The organism is Candidatus Micrarchaeota archaeon (genome assembly GCA_028866575.1).
In the GTDB taxonomy this organism is placed as follows: domain Archaea; phylum Micrarchaeota; class Micrarchaeia; order Micrarchaeales; family Micrarchaeaceae; genus UBA12276.
On sequence record JAGWHU010000010.1, the window covers coordinates 1 to 14,136 of the forward strand.

Annotated in this window: 14 protein-coding genes; 12 read left to right on the top strand and 2 right to left on the bottom strand. The window is 51.0% G+C overall.

Annotated features, from left to right (window positions below; genetic code table 11):
• The 5 genes from KGI06_05245 to KGI06_05265 form a co-directional block, all read left to right on the top strand.
• Positions 1 to 183: hypothetical protein (locus KGI06_05245; protein MDE1871612.1), on the top strand; the 183-nt coding region annotated here is incomplete at its 5' end.
• 60 nt (positions 184 to 243) lie between these two features.
• Positions 244 to 693: a helix-turn-helix transcriptional regulator gene (locus KGI06_05250; protein MDE1871613.1), complete on the top strand. Its 450-nt coding sequence runs from the start codon at positions 244 to 246 to the stop codon at positions 691 to 693.
• A gap of 39 nt (positions 694 to 732) precedes the next feature.
• A complete protein-coding gene (locus KGI06_05255; protein ID MDE1871614.1) occupies positions 733 to 1,296 on the top strand; it encodes a hypothetical protein in 564 nt (187 codons plus the stop codon).
• Positions 1,297 to 1,472: 176 nt separating this feature from the next.
• Positions 1,473 to 2,912 (top strand): NAD(P)/FAD-dependent oxidoreductase, encoded by a 1,440-nt coding sequence (locus tag KGI06_05260; protein ID MDE1871615.1) that lies wholly within the window; start codon positions 1,473 to 1,475, stop codon positions 2,910 to 2,912.
• Positions 2,913 to 2,923: 11 nt separating this feature from the next.
• On the top strand, positions 2,924 to 3,106 hold the full coding sequence (locus KGI06_05265) for a DNA-directed RNA polymerase subunit K (GenBank protein ID MDE1871616.1): 183 nt from the start codon (positions 2,924 to 2,926) through the stop codon (positions 3,104 to 3,106).
• On the opposite strand, the gene KGI06_05270 is transcribed toward KGI06_05265, so the two are convergent.
• Positions 3,103 to 3,840, bottom strand: coding sequence for a metallophosphoesterase (locus KGI06_05270; protein ID MDE1871617.1), 738 nt, complete (start codon positions 3,838 to 3,840; stop codon positions 3,103 to 3,105). The genes KGI06_05265 and KGI06_05270 overlap by 4 nt on opposite strands.
• Positions 3,841 to 3,901: 61 nt before the next feature.
• Between KGI06_05270 and KGI06_05275 the strand changes: the two genes are divergently transcribed.
• Genes KGI06_05275 through KGI06_05285 form a run of 3 tightly spaced genes read left to right on the top strand, consistent with a single transcriptional unit; the run spans position 3,902 to position 9,446 of the window.
• Complete coding sequence (locus KGI06_05275; protein MDE1871618.1) at positions 3,902 to 4,993, top strand: site-2 protease family protein; 1,092 nt, start codon at positions 3,902 to 3,904, stop codon at positions 4,991 to 4,993.
• Positions 4,994 to 5,034: 41 nt separating this feature from the next.
• Positions 5,035 to 8,442, top strand: a complete 3,408-nt coding sequence (locus KGI06_05280) for a chromosome segregation protein SMC (GenBank protein ID MDE1871619.1) — start codon at positions 5,035 to 5,037, stop codon at positions 8,440 to 8,442.
• A gap of 8 nt (positions 8,443 to 8,450) precedes the next feature.
• Entirely contained in the window at positions 8,451 to 9,446 is a 996-nt protein-coding gene (locus tag KGI06_05285; GenBank protein MDE1871620.1) for a hypothetical protein, read from the top strand.
• On the opposite strand, the gene KGI06_05290 is transcribed toward KGI06_05285, so the two are convergent.
• Positions 9,443 to 10,300, bottom strand: a complete 858-nt coding sequence (locus tag KGI06_05290) for a LamG domain-containing protein (protein MDE1871621.1) — start codon at positions 10,298 to 10,300, stop codon at positions 9,443 to 9,445. The two genes, KGI06_05285 and KGI06_05290, sit on opposite strands and share 4 nt — an antisense overlap.
• A 120-nt stretch (positions 10,301 to 10,420) precedes the next feature.
• Between KGI06_05290 and KGI06_05295 the strand changes: the two genes are divergently transcribed.
• Genes KGI06_05295 through KGI06_05310 form a run of 4 tightly spaced genes read left to right on the top strand, consistent with a single transcriptional unit; the run spans position 10,421 to position 14,119 of the window.
• On the top strand, positions 10,421 to 10,720 hold the full coding sequence (locus tag KGI06_05295; protein MDE1871622.1) for a 50S ribosomal protein L30e: 300 nt from the start codon (positions 10,421 to 10,423) through the stop codon (positions 10,718 to 10,720).
• A gap of 9 nt (positions 10,721 to 10,729) precedes the next feature.
• Positions 10,730 to 11,158, top strand: coding sequence for a 30S ribosomal protein S12 (locus KGI06_05300; GenBank protein ID MDE1871623.1), 429 nt, complete (start codon positions 10,730 to 10,732; stop codon positions 11,156 to 11,158).
• A 5-nt stretch (positions 11,159 to 11,163) separates the two neighbouring features.
• Entirely contained in the window at positions 11,164 to 11,910 is a 747-nt protein-coding gene (rpsG, locus tag KGI06_05305; GenBank protein ID MDE1871624.1) for a 30S ribosomal protein S7, read from the top strand.
• Between the two features lie 10 nt (positions 11,911 to 11,920).
• Positions 11,921 to 14,119, top strand: a complete 2,199-nt coding sequence (locus KGI06_05310) for an elongation factor EF-2 (protein MDE1871625.1) — start codon at positions 11,921 to 11,923, stop codon at positions 14,117 to 14,119.
• Positions 14,120 to 14,136: the final 17 nt, after the last annotated feature.

Here is a 14,136-nt window from a genome sequence, read left to right on the forward strand (position 1 = left end):
CTAATCAGGGAAAATCCCACGAAGCCCCCGAAAAATTACAACGTGAATTTTGCCGAAGGCAGCCTGGATGTGGATTCCTATGCGTACTGGACGATAATACTGGCTTCGATATCCAAGCATAAAAACGCAAAAATACGCATAAGAAAAGAGGCTGCGGAATTCTCCAGGATTTCCGGGTTCTGAGCAAAAGCGCGACAGGAAAATGTTATTATATCTGGAAAAAGAGAGTATATTTGTGATAAGATGGCATACGCCCATAAAGGGAAAAGAGCAACAACAGAGGATAAATTGCTCAGGACAGAGCTTGGATCCAGCCTAGAAAGTGCCAGGGTCATAGCAAGCATCACCAGGGAAAGCCTTGCAAATAGCGCAGGCATAAACCAGGAAACTGTCAGAAGGGTGGAAGTTGGCGAGGCCATGCCAAAGGACAAGACATTTTTTGCAATGCTTAACGTACTAAAGGAAAAAATACCGAAGGAAAAATACAACAGGTTAATCGAGATGTTCTCCACAAAGGGCGTAAGCGCAGGCACAAGGGCAGAGGTGGATTTTCCCACCGTCATGCAGTCCAAGCCAATGTGCGACCTGCTGAACTTGCTGGAGTCGCATTTTGAGCCGGACGAAATAGACAGGATAGCGCATGCATGGACAAGGGACATGGCAAGGCATGGGCTTCTAAGGAAAGACGAGTGATACGAAAGCCTTAATAATGTGCCGTGAATTGTTTTCATAATGCCAATAACCGTCCAGAAACACGCGGAATCCGGGAACAAGTTATTGCTAAGGACAAACGGAAGCGCGGCTGCGGATCCGTTCTTTGCGCTAAGGGAGACAAGGGGCCCGCTACTCATATACAAAGACGAGTTCAGGCACGAGCTTTTTAATTATCTGGAGGTGGGAAGGCACAACACCGATTCCTACGATAGTATAAGCCAAGGGAAACTTAACGAAATAGCGGACTCCCTTACCCTGGAGTACCTGACAACCTCGCCAATAGTCATGAGCAAGATACTGAAAATGTACTCCAAAGGGGGCGAGGACAAGGAAACCGCAAAGGGGTACATGGGATGGATCTACAAGTACTCACCGAACGGCAAGGCGAATGCAATAGGGCTTTTCATAGCAGTCAGAAATTCAAGCGAGGAGGACGTAGTTTCAATGGATGGGTACACGGCGTCAAACATCTACAGGAAAGGGCTCATGCAGATGGGCGTGGCCGAATCCTGTGCAAGGAAGCTAACCAATACGGTAATTGAGGGAAGGATAAGGTCCGATAACAAAATAGCCCCACCATAAATGTAGGGCATGGCCAATAAAGTAATGGCAACAATAAGAAAGATATTTAAATTCTATAATACATTATCCTTATCTAAAGCCTATATAATTCGGAAGTTGATATAATCTGAAGGGCAGAATCTTGATGGATATACGCACAAAGAGTCAAAAGTCTAATCTCTAGTCTTAGTGTTTTTATGCAGGAGAATTACGATATTATCGTTGCAGGAGCGGGGCTTTCGGGTTCCCTAGCAGCGGCCATGGCCGCAAAGAATGGCGCGAAAGTCATACTTTTGGACAGGAACAAGGAGGAAGTAGTGGGCAAAAAGACCAACTGGGGATGGACCTGCGGGGATGCCGTTGCCGACTCCCACCTGAAATACATAAAATCGAAGGTGGATCTCGGCTTCTCGGAACCGGAATTGGACCTGAAAGTCGATGGGGTAGTGGCATTTTCGCCTGACTTCAAGAGCAGGTACCTCTTTGACGGTGAGGGATACACGCTTGACAGGCCGGCATTCGAGCGCAAGCTGCTCAAGCATGCGCTGAAAGAGGGCTCAGAATACGAATCGGAGTTTGAAGTGGAAGGGCCCATAATGGAAAACAATTTCATGGTAGGGATTTTCGGAAAGGACAAAAACAAGGAGCACAAGGAGATAAGGGCAAAGGTGGTCATAGACGCATTGGGGATCGCGACTACCCTCAGGAGGAAAATTCCGGAGAACCCTTATGTTGACAGGGAAGTGGACATAAACGACGTCGAATCCACCGGCAGGTTCATATACGAATTCGAGCTGGATCACGAGGACCTCAATTTTTACGATGAAAAGAATGCGATAATACACCTTAACCAGCACGTGGCCCCAGGAGGGTACGGCTGGGTGTTCCCGAAGAGCAAAAACAAGGTTAACATAGGCCTTGGCGTGCAAAGGAAGAGCCTCGAGCTCAGGAACCAGAAGCTTGGCAGGAACGATAATCTGCACATGCTCATAGACGAATACGTAAAGACCAACCCCGTCCTGAAGAACCTCAAGCTTTACAATGCCGACAACAACGGCAAGGGGTACTGGTCGGTTGCAGTGAGGAGGCAATTGCCCAGCCTTGTATTCAACGGCTACATGGGGGCTGGAGACAGCATGGCGATGCCGAACCCCATAAGCGCGGGAGGCATAGGCCCGGCGCTCGTTGCAGGAATACTTGCAGGGGAGGATGCTGCGCTTGCCGTGCAGAATGGCGACACCAGCATAAACGGCCTGTGGAAGTACAACACAGACTTCAACGAGGAATACGGGAAGAAAACGGCCGGGCTTGAGGTATTCAGGGTATATCTGCAGTCGCTAAACAACGACCTGCTCAACTATGGCATGAAGATGTTCGTCTCGGCAAAGGACGCAACGGACCTTGGATACGGGCTGATACCAGAGCTCAGCATAGCCAACAAATTCAAGATGATACTGAAGGGCGCTGAAAACATAAATGCGTTCTCCAACCTGCTTTACGTGGTAAAGAAGATGAAGGCACTCAACGAGCTATATGGTAGATATCCGAAGTCCACCGAAGGGTTCCCGGAGTGGCGCAGGGCTGTCGATGCGGAAATGGAGGAGGCAAAGTCGCGCTTCAAGCCCAATCCTATTTGAAGACTGATTACATGGAAGACTATACGAGATTCGAGAAGGCTAGGATAATCGGCGCCCGAGCGCTGCAGCTTGCATACGGTGCACCACCGCTGATGAAGGTGCCCGCAAACATGATAAATCCGCTAGACCTTGCCGAGCTTGAGTTCGAGAAGGGGGTAATACCTATTACCATACTGAAGGAGGAGAAGGGCTAGCCCCTTGCTTTTACCCTCTGCCCGGATATGTTGTACACTTCGGCGCTCCTTGCGCTGAATATGCCGCTGCTCAGCAAAGGGTTCAGCCGCTTTGGGCTGTCCCCTATCGCGGTGCCTGTTATAAGCTCGTTGAAAGCAGGCATCGATACCAGCCTTATTTTGCCGTTGAACCTTTCGTAGGCCGACCTGGCGCTCCTTGCATTGAGCCTGTAAATGGCCCACGCCTTTTGCTCGTATATCGCGCCGTTTTTGTCCTTCATGCGCACCGCTAGGTGGTCGTGCGCGCTTATTATGTAGCTAAGCATCATCATCTCCTCCCCCGGTTTCCTGTTGCCATGTACGAATCCGAAGTCTCCTACGACGAGCTCCTTGACTACATCATGTCCTATTATGCTTTCAAGGTGCGCGTCATGGTTCCCGGCAACTATATTGAGATCGAATCCCTCCATCTGCCTGAAAAAGCCCTTCAAAAGCTTTATCTCAGCGCCCTCGGGGTAAAGTATGCTATCCTTGACATCGCCAAGTATTACAAGCTTATCTATGGAGAAATCCCCCATTATGCGCCTTATGCGCTCCGCCATCCTGTCCGTAGCATTGAAAAGGTGTATGCCCCTTTTCGATAGCTTCAGTTCCATCCCTATGTGCAAGTCAGCCACCACGAGGTGCCTGTCCCTTCCAGATCCTGCTATTAGTGCCGGCTCCCCGTAAACGAACTTCAGGCTTGCATGGGCCAAAACATCACACTAATAATAATAAGGCTAGAGATATTTAATATTCTAGTAATGCGTGGTGCTGATGGTAGATTTCTCCCCGAAAATAGGCAGGATAGACGGGATAGACGTAGAGCTTCACTGGACGTTCCTTATACTGCTCATATTCATACTTTTCCTGAGCCTCTACCTTTTCGCCATATGGGTGCTCCTGTTCGCGTGCGTGCTGCTACATGAGCTAGTCCATTCGATCACCTCAAAGAGGAACGGAATAAGGGTGAAGAAGATAGTGCTGTACCCATTCGGCGGCGGGTCCATAATAGACTTCGATAAGGTGAGCCCAGAAATCGAGTTCAGGATATCCATCGTGGGTCCGCTGGCAAGCCTCCTGCTTGCAGTGGCGTTCGGCATAGCCGACCTATACGCACCGGCAAACATAGTCGGCAGCACGCTGCAGACGCTGTTCCTGCTTAATGTGTTCCTAGGGGTATTCAACCTGCTTCCATGGCTTCCGCTTGACGGGGGCAGGGCCTTGAGGAGCTACCTGCAGAAAAGCAGGAGCTTCCTTGATGCAACGAGGCTTGCGGTAAAATCGAGCAATGCGGTAACCATAATATTCATAATGGGGACTGTGGCGTATGCCGCGCTGGCGCACGGCTATTCCGCAGTTTACAGGGAATTCATAATCGTCTGGGATGTTGCCATAGCCTTCTTCATATACAGCGGCGCGCAGGCGGAGATGCAGTCGGCTCTGATAAAGGAGAACATAAAGGGCCTGCGGGCCAGGGACGCAGCAACAAGCAACTACCTTGTCGTAAGGGGCACGTTGAGCATGGATAAGCTCTACAAAAAACTCATGCACAGCGAAACGCACATAGTGCTCTTCAGAAAGGGAAGCCAAGTAAAAATACTATCAAGCGCCTCCCTCCAGAAACTCCTGAAAAGCCCAAAACCAGGGGCCATTATTGCGGATTTCGGTACTCCGATACCTTCCATACCGTATAGCATGGGACTTTACGATGCAATAGGCCGCATGCGATCCGACGAAAGCAACGTTGCGGCGCTCCTCAAGGGCGACACGATAAAGGGCATACTGCTGATGCAGCACATAGAGGCAATCATAGCGCTGCACATATCAAGGAAGAAGAAAACGGCCGGAAACAGTGCAAACAAATAAAAAGAAGTACAATAATAATTTATAGACGACCTGGTGTACAGATGCCGCACCTAGATAGCATAACGATCCACAACTTCAAGTCTTTTAAGCACGCGAACATCAAGTTCAGCAAGGGGTTTAACTGCATCGTAGGCGCAAACGGATCCGGAAAATCCAACATATGCGACTCCCTGATATTCGCTCTTGGCGAGAGCTCCCTGAAGAGGATGAGGGTGCCGAATACGGCCCAATTGATAAACAGCTTCGCGAAGCCGAACAAGGAGGACGGGTTGAGGAAAGCCTACGTAAAGATAAACTTCAGCGGGGAGCAGCCGCTTGAGATAGCGAGGATAATAAAGTCCAACAGCAAGATAGGCTACAGGCTCAACGGCAAAAGGGCGACGAGGCAGGAGGTGATAGACGCGCTCAGAGGCTACAGGGGCGACATCAACGAGACAAACACGATAACGCAGGGGGAGATATCCTACATGGTGAACCTGAACCCAAAGGACAGGAGGGAGCTCATAGACGTCGCGGCAGGAATAAAGGAGTTCAACGACAAGAAAGACACCGCGATGAAGGAGCTGGAGAAGGTGCAGGCAAAAATAAACGAGACAAACATAGCGCTTAACGAAAGGAAGGGCTTCCTTGACCAGCTGGAAAAGGAGAAGGAGGATGCCGAAAAATACATAGGGCTCACGGAGACGGTGAAGAGAATAACCTACACCGTGCTGAAAAACAGCGAGAGGCAGGTGCTCTCCGACTTTGAGGGCATATCAAAAACCCTGAAGGATCTTGAGCAGAGGAAGAAGGCTGCATCTTCAGGAATTGCAGAGCTAGACATGATGCTGGAAAAGCTTTCAAAGGACAGGGAGTCTTTCCTGAAGAACCTCAACGAAAGATCCGCGGAATCAAGCACCACAGGGAAAGTCCTAGAGGGCATAAACAAGCAAACGGCGATAAAGGAAACGGAAATAAAGTCCGTAAAGGAAAAGATGTCGGAGCTGGAGGAGCAATCAACGCAATTGAAGGCAAACCTGAAAAAGATACTGTCGGAGAAGAAGGCGGCAACGGACGAGGCCGATTCTGTAAGGAAGCAGCTCGAAGAAAAGGCAAAAACCCTGAGCTCAAAGGAGAATGCGGAGCTTGAGGGCGCAGCTGGATCGCAGATAGAGAAGATAGGCGGCAACCAGAGAAGGATAGAGGACCTGTATTTGCAACTGGACAACATGTCGAAGAAGTACCTGCAGTACAAGTTCGAGATTGAAAGCGCAGAGAAATCGCTCAAGGCAACAGAATCAGCCATAAGCCCAAAAAGCGCAGAGTACGAGGGAATAATGTCTGAGATAAAGAAACAAAAAGGAATTATATCAAATTCGGAAAAGAGGCTTGCGGATCTCGGCAGGGAAATAGGATCGATAAAATCGAAGATACTGGAGCACCAGGGCACCGTAGACAAGATATATGTCGAAAGCGTCAACCTGAGGGAGCAGGCAAGGCTTATGGGAGGGGGATCAGACAAGGTCAATGATTTCCTGAAGAAGAGCATAGAAAAAGGGTTTTACGGGAGGGCATACGAGCTGTGCAGATACGGGGACAAATACGCTGTTGCGGTGAATGCAGCAGCAGCAAGCAGGCTAGGCTATCTCGTTGTGGATTCCGCAGAAGTCGCGGACAAGGCGATAAAGCTCCTGAAAGACAGGCAGCTGGGACGCGCAACCTTCATACCGCTCAAGGACGTAAGCCTGAAGCACGGGGACGGGGGCAAAGGGCTCGACAGGCTGATAGACCATGTTGAATACGAAGAAAAATTCGAGAACGCCTTCAAGTACATATTTGCAAACACGTATGTGGCAAGGAGCATAGGCGATGCAAAATCTATAGGCTTCGGCAAGGGCCGTTTCGTGACCCTTGAGGGCGAGCTTGTCGAGCAATCCGGGATAATAACTGGTGGATCCACGAAGCACTTCCAGTCGCCTGCCATGCTCGAATCAAAAATAAAGTCACTGGAGGACCAGAGGTTTGCCCTATCCGGGGTCATGGCTGAATTGGGCTCAGAGATGGACGAGAAGGCCAAGGAGGCAGGAAGGCTGCAGGCGGAGGTCCTGGGCTGCAATGTTGAGCTGAAGCATCTCGAAACTGCCGCATCGGCGCTGATGTCTGAGCTGGAGGATTCAAGGCGCAGGTCGTCCGAGCTCTCATCAAGGGTTTCGGAGCTGAATGGCGAGTACTCGGAATCTGATTCAAGGCGCAACTCACTGCTGAAGGAGTTGAACGGCCTCAAGGCAGAAAACGAGAAAATATACTCGCTTAACGTCTCGCTGAAGCATGGGAATGCAAAGGCGGACAAGGCCGCGCTCGAGAACCTGAAGGGGTTGCGCTCCGAGGTTGAAAGCCTAAGGATAAGCATTGCAACGCTGGAGAAGGAGCAGGAACTGAAGAGCGCAAGGGCATCGGAGCTGGAAACGCAGATAAAGTCCAACGGCACCACGGGCAACGAGGCTAGGAAAAGGCTTGCAATACTGGACCAGGAACTCCAGGACCTAAACGCTCAAATGAAGGAAATAAGGCTGAAGATAGGAAAGTCAGACGCCAATACCCAGGAGCTGTACAAGAAGGTGCAGGACCTCGATTCCAAGATATCAAAGCTGGCGAACGACAGGGGGAAGGGCCAGCTGGAGATAGAAAGGGCGAACAACGGTCTCATAGAGCAGGAAACAAGGAAGGTGCAGCTGCAGACGAGGATAAGCGACATAAAGGCCGAGCTGATGTCATACAACGGCATCGATGTGGTTGAGGGCGCAACCATGGAAGAGCTCGAGGCCAAGAGGACCATAGCGAAGAACGACATAGAGAGGCTGGGCGCGGTGAACCTGAAGGCGCCGGAGGTATATGCCGCGAAAAAGAAGGACGTCGAGGAGGTAAACTCGAAGATGCAGGTCCTTTGCAACGAGAAGGACTCGGTAATAGCAATGGTAAACGAGATAGAGTCGAGGAAGCTGAGCATATTCACGGAAACCCTTAACGACGTAAACGAGAACTTCAAGAAGCTGTACGGATACGTGTTCGAGGGATCTGCAATGCTCCAGCTTGACAACCAAAAGGACCCGTTCAATTCAGGGCTTTCGATAAACATAAAGTCCCCAAAGCACAAGAACGTGACTGTGGAGGTGCTATCGGGAGGGGAGAAATCCCTTGTAATCATAATGCTGATATTCGCGATACAGGCGCACGACCCGATGTCCCTGTACGTGTTTGACGAGATAGATGCAGCGCTGGACAAGGAGAACTCGAAGAAGCTTTCAAGGCTCATGAAGGAGGTGAGCAAGAAGTCCCAGCTGATAGTCATAAGCCACAACGATTCCCTGATAACCGCATCGGACACGGCAATAGGTGTTGTCCACAGGAACGGGGAATCCCGCGCCGTTGGACTCCAGATTACCCCGACGCAAAGTGTTGAAATCAAATAGTGTTATACGTGCAGCAGAAAAAACCCGGATCGAAGAAGATTGAAATAAACACCCTTCCGCTATACATACTCCTTGCGGTGCTGTTCGTGCTCTTCATAGTGTTCCAGGGCAGGGGAACGCTCTCAGCGCTCTTTGGCATAGCCCTTTTCATGACGATTGTAGTGCTGATAGTCATAGAGTTCAGCGTCGGGCTCCGCGAGGACGGCCTTGCGAAGAACATCATAGAGATAATGGCCGCCGTTTTGATAGTGGTGGTGTTCTGGTTCTCGTTGAGGGCGCTACTGCACACTAGCTACCCTCTTGACGTGGTGCCGAGCTGCAGCATGCTTCCGCACCTGAAGAGGGGCGACCTCATAGTGCTGCGCGGCGTGCAGTCGCCCCAGCAGATAAAGGCTCCTGTGATAAACGTAAGCGCATCCGCATACAAAAACATGGACAGCGCGATATCCAGCGAATTCCTTTCGTGCGTTGCATACAGCATAAGCGGCAACAGGGTATATGTGTCGCAGATCGTAAAGCCCGGCTACAGCATAGGCCTCTACAGCCCTCGCAACGGCGGCGAGATAGTTCCGTATTCATCGCAGAGCGGATTCCTCGTGCAGTACACGTGCGGGGCAAAGGAGATAATGTACGGAAACGGGACTACCGCATACGAGGCATACACAACCGCAGTAACGATCAACGGCACAACCATATACACGGATGCTAACAATTCTATAGTCGTATATGCAACGATACCGCAGGATTACTTCTACAAGCTTGGCGACAGCTACATAGTGCACAGGGCATATGCGATCATAAACGCTAGCGGGAAGTACTACGTGCTTACGAAGGGCGACAACAATCCTGGGCTTGACATGCAGTACGGCAATTATCCGGTAAACATGACGTACGTTCAGGGCAGCGTAGTGTACTCCATACCATATCTTGGCTATCTCAAGCTTGCGTTAAGCAACAGCTTCACTGAGCCTGCGGGATGCAACTCCACTGTGATAAACAGCTAATGGGAGTACGCCTTGGTCCATGCAGATGAGAATACCACCGTATTGGAAGCGCCGTTGTTGCCGTTTCCGCTGTAGTCCACCATGTCGCTGTTCAGCGGCCACCACCCGACAAGGTGCTGCAGGTCTATCGGCGGCGCACCTATGCCCTTTATGTACTCATGGAGTATCTGGTTCGAGTTGAGCGATGAGTTGTATATCTGCACGTTCGATATGCCCCCTGCAAACCAGTTGCCCTGGCCGGCCCCTATCGTCAGGTTGTTGCCATTAGTCACTATGTTGCCAGACTGCGGGACCGTTCCCGCAAGATACCCGTCCACGTATATGCTCATCGCGTAGCCGTTATATGTAGCGGCCACGTAGTGCCAGCTGTTCTTCCCGTTATAGTTCTCGCTGAGCGATACCCAAGACCCTCCTATGTAGAGGTCCATCGCTATATTGGACCAGCCGCTGGTCGTAGCTGGGAAAACATATCCTGTGTTGGTTGTTGCCGTGGCCTTTGAGACCGCATCCTGGTCTGTTCCGGACCCGTTCGCGTATATCCATGCGGTTACAGTGAGCTGGTTGGACAAATCAAGATACCCGGAATCCGGTACTGAAACCTTGCTGCTCCCACCGTTGAAGAAAGCTACGGATTTGGGTATCTCCGAGCTGCAGACCCCCTGTAGGTCTATGAGCTGTATGGTGCCTGCGCCATACGGCCTGTAAACCTGGCATGCACCGGGCTCTGCCCTTGATATGGAATTGCCGGAATTGAATGCCCCTATGGCATACAGCGCGGCGATCGCAACGCCTATTATGATGAATGCCCATGCGTAGTTTACGAGATATTCAATGGAGCCTTGAGAGTTTGGCATTAGAAAACCTGCCTGACGTGAAGTCCGGTATTAAAGTAAAAGTAAACGATTATATATCTTTCTAAGACAATAATAGATAGTCTGTTTATAATACACAGCAACTGCATCGGTGTGAAGCTCATGGCAGATTTATCCAACGATATAAGACTAGCTGTCGACAGCGGCAAGGCCGAATTCGGGATAAACAGGTCGTCGGAGGCGATACTGTCAAACAGGGCAAAGATGGTCATAGTCACATCCAAGAACAGCGGGGACAGGCTCAACGACATACTGCACATAGCCAAGATATCCGAAGTCAAGGTGCAGGTTTTCGAGGGAACCCCCGTTGAGCTCGGTGTCGTCTGCGGCAAGCCATTTTCCGTCTCGGTGCTGTCGATAATAGATGCAGGAAACTCAAAGATACTGAATGAAAACTACTAACGTGATTTATTGCCAAATGGTGAATTCGCAGCAAGGAAGCTCGTAAGGATGAGGAAGCATCAGAGGCTTCTGAAGAAATGGCAGAAGAGGAAGATGTTCAAGCTAAAGCAGAAGTACGATGCGATGGGCGAGGTTCCCAGGGCCAAGGCGCTGGTGCTGCAGAAGTTCGCCGTAGGGCAGAAGCAGCCGCACTCCGGCCAGATAAAATGCGTCAAGGTGCAGATAATAAAGAACGGGAAGGTCGTGGGCGCCTTCGTGCCGGGAGACGGATCCGTTGGGTTCATCGACGAGCACGATGAGGTCACCATAGAAGGCCTTGGAGGATCGCAGAGGGGCCAGATGGGATGCATCCCGGGAATGAAATACAAAGTGGTTGAAGTCAACGGTGCAAACATACAGCTGGTCAGGGCCGGCAAGAAAGAGAAGCCGAAGAGATGACGATGATGGCAGAGCCAAACGAAAACATTCCAGCTCAGCAGGACGAGCCGAAGGAGGAGCAGAAGCCGAAGCCAAAGAGGGCAAGGCCTTCAAGGCAGCCGAGGCAGCAGGGCGAGGCGAATGCCAACGAAGCAACGCCACACGCTGCAAAGCGCGTTCTTCTCTTCGACAAGTATGAATACAATGTCGAGGTGCAGGACCTCAGCCTTAAGAACTACATAAACCTGAAGCCGCTTGCTTATCCATCAACATACAGGAGGGGGAGCGGGAAGAGCTTTTCCAAGGTCAACGTCAACATAGTTGAAAGGCTCAGCAATTCAATGATGAGGGGCGGCACAGGCGGCAAGGTCAGCGGCCACATAATAAGGACGAAAGGGAGGCTGCAGGGCAAGAAGATAAAGTCAATAAGGATCATAGAGAAAGCTTTCGAGACAGTCGCAAAGCAGACCGGGAAAAACCCGCTCCAGGTGCTGGTCATGGCACTGGAGAACAGCGCGCCAATAGAGGACACGACAAGGGTTGTGTACGGCGGCATAAAATCGAACGTAGCGGTTGACATAAGCGCGAGCAGGAGGCTGGACATAGCACTGAGGAACATAGCGATGTCAGCAATAATAAGCGCTTTCGGGAGCAGGAGGAGCATTTCAGACGCACTAGCCAACGAGCTGGTATTAGCTGCAAACATGGACGTCAACAGTTACGCCGTGAAGAGGAAGAACGAGATAGAGCGAATGGCAAGGAGCGCCAAATAAGCTGATTCAGATGGTAAGGAAGGAGTACATAGTAGAGGAAATTACGAAGATAATGGGCAATACGGACCAGATACGTAACATAGCGATAATAGCGCACGTCCACCACGGCAAGACAACGCTTACGGATTCGCTCCTGGTAAAGGCAGGGCTCATATCCAAGACTGTTTCTGGGGATGTCCTCTACACCAATTACGAGGCCATAGAGAAGGACAGGAGGATGACCATAAAGTCTGCAAACATATCCCTCGGCTTCGAATACAAGGGCAAGGACTACATAATAAACCTGATAGATACGCCGGGGCACGTGGACTTCGGCGGGCACGTCACGAGGTCGATGAGGGCTGTTGACGGGGTTGTCCTGGTAGTCGATCCTGTGGAAGGGGTAATGCCGCAAACCGAAACGGTCCTCAGGCAGGCGCTCAAGGAAAAGGCAAAGCCGGTGCTGTTCGTGAACAAGACAGACCGGCTTCTCACCGAATTGAGGCTTACGCCGGAGCAAACCATGGAAAGGCTCATGGAGCTCATAAGGAACATAAACAAGCTCATAGACCAGTACTGCCCGGAGGAATTCATAGGCAAATGGAATGTGGGCGTGGAGGACGGGAGCATATGCTTTGGCAGCGCATACGACCGGTGGGCCGTATCCAAGTACATCATGGACAAGTACAAGATAAACTTCAAGCAGGTATTCGAATACAGCTCGCAGGGCCCGGAAGGAATAAAGAAGCTGCAGGAGCTTGCGCCGATAGACGACGCGATACTCGCGATGATAATAGACCATCTGCCTCCGCCCGACGTGGCGCAGAAGTACAGAATCCCGCAGATATGGCACGGCGACATAAGCAGCGCAGCAGGCCAGTCGATGACCGGCGTTGACAAATCCGCAAAGACGAACATCGTTGTATTCAACATAATATACGACCAGCATAGCGGCGAGATAGCCGTAGGGCGAATATTCTCGGGATTGGTGAAAAAGGGAACCGAGTTCCACATATCAGGAAAGGCAAACACGCAAAAGGTGCAGCAGGTCGGCATATACATGGGCCAGGACAGGGTAATAGTGGACGCGCTTCCTGCAGGAAACATAGCCGCGCTCATAGGATTGAAAGACATATCTGTGGGCGATACGCTTAGCGAGGACGAGATAGAGCCTTTTGAGCAGATAACGCACTATTCAAAGCCCGTGGTGACAAAGGCGGTCGAGGCAAAGGACTCGAGGGATACCACAAAGCTAATAGAGGCGCTGCGTGTGCTTTCAAAGCAGGACCCTACCATAAAAGTTGAGATCAACCAGGAAACAGGTGAGCATCTAATAAGCGGAATGGGGGAGCTTCACCTGGAAATAATAGAGACAAAACTCAAGGACGAATTCATGGTGCCGATAACAACGAGCGAACCGATAGTTGTATACCACGAGACTCTGGAAGCCGGTGCAGGTCCGATAGAGTCAAAGGCCCCGAACAGGCACTCGAAATTCTACATAGAGGTCTCGCCGCTGCCGGAATCGGTCAAGAAGGCCCTGGACGAAGGGAGCATAAGGGACGGGGCCCCGAAGGGACAGACTGCGGTGCAGGCGATGATAGATGCAGGGCTGGACAGGCCCACGGCAAAAGGGGTAGTGTACGTGTCCAACAACTGCATGCTCGTAGACGCGAGCCACGGGGTGCAGTACCTAAACGAGGTAATGGAACTATTGATAGACGGGTTCGTGGAAGCAACAAAGGACGGCCCGCTGGCCAGGGAAAAGTGCTCAGGCATAATGGTAAAGATAATGGATGCGACGATACACGAGGATCCGGTGCACAGGGGGCCGGCACAGATAATACCTGCAATGAGGCGCGGAATGTATGCGGCAATGCTCATAGCCGGCGTGTCGCTTGTTGAGCCGAAGCAGATATTTACTATCAACGTCCCGCAGGAATACATGTCAGACGTGATAACGCTATTGCAGAGCAGGAGGGGGCAGGTACAGAACATAACCCAGGACAGGGAGCAGATGTCGATAACGGCAAAGATGCCCGTATCAGAGGTAATCAAGGGGTTCTCCAACGGATTGAGGAGCTCCACGCAGGGCAGGGCCATTTGGTACTATGAATTTGCAGGGTACGAGAAGCTCCCCGGAGAGCTGCAGAACAAGGTAGTCAGGGAGATAAGGAAGAGAAAGGGCATTCCCGAAGAGCCGCCCAAGCCTGAGCAGTTCCTGGAATGAATCCGGATGGCGATTAC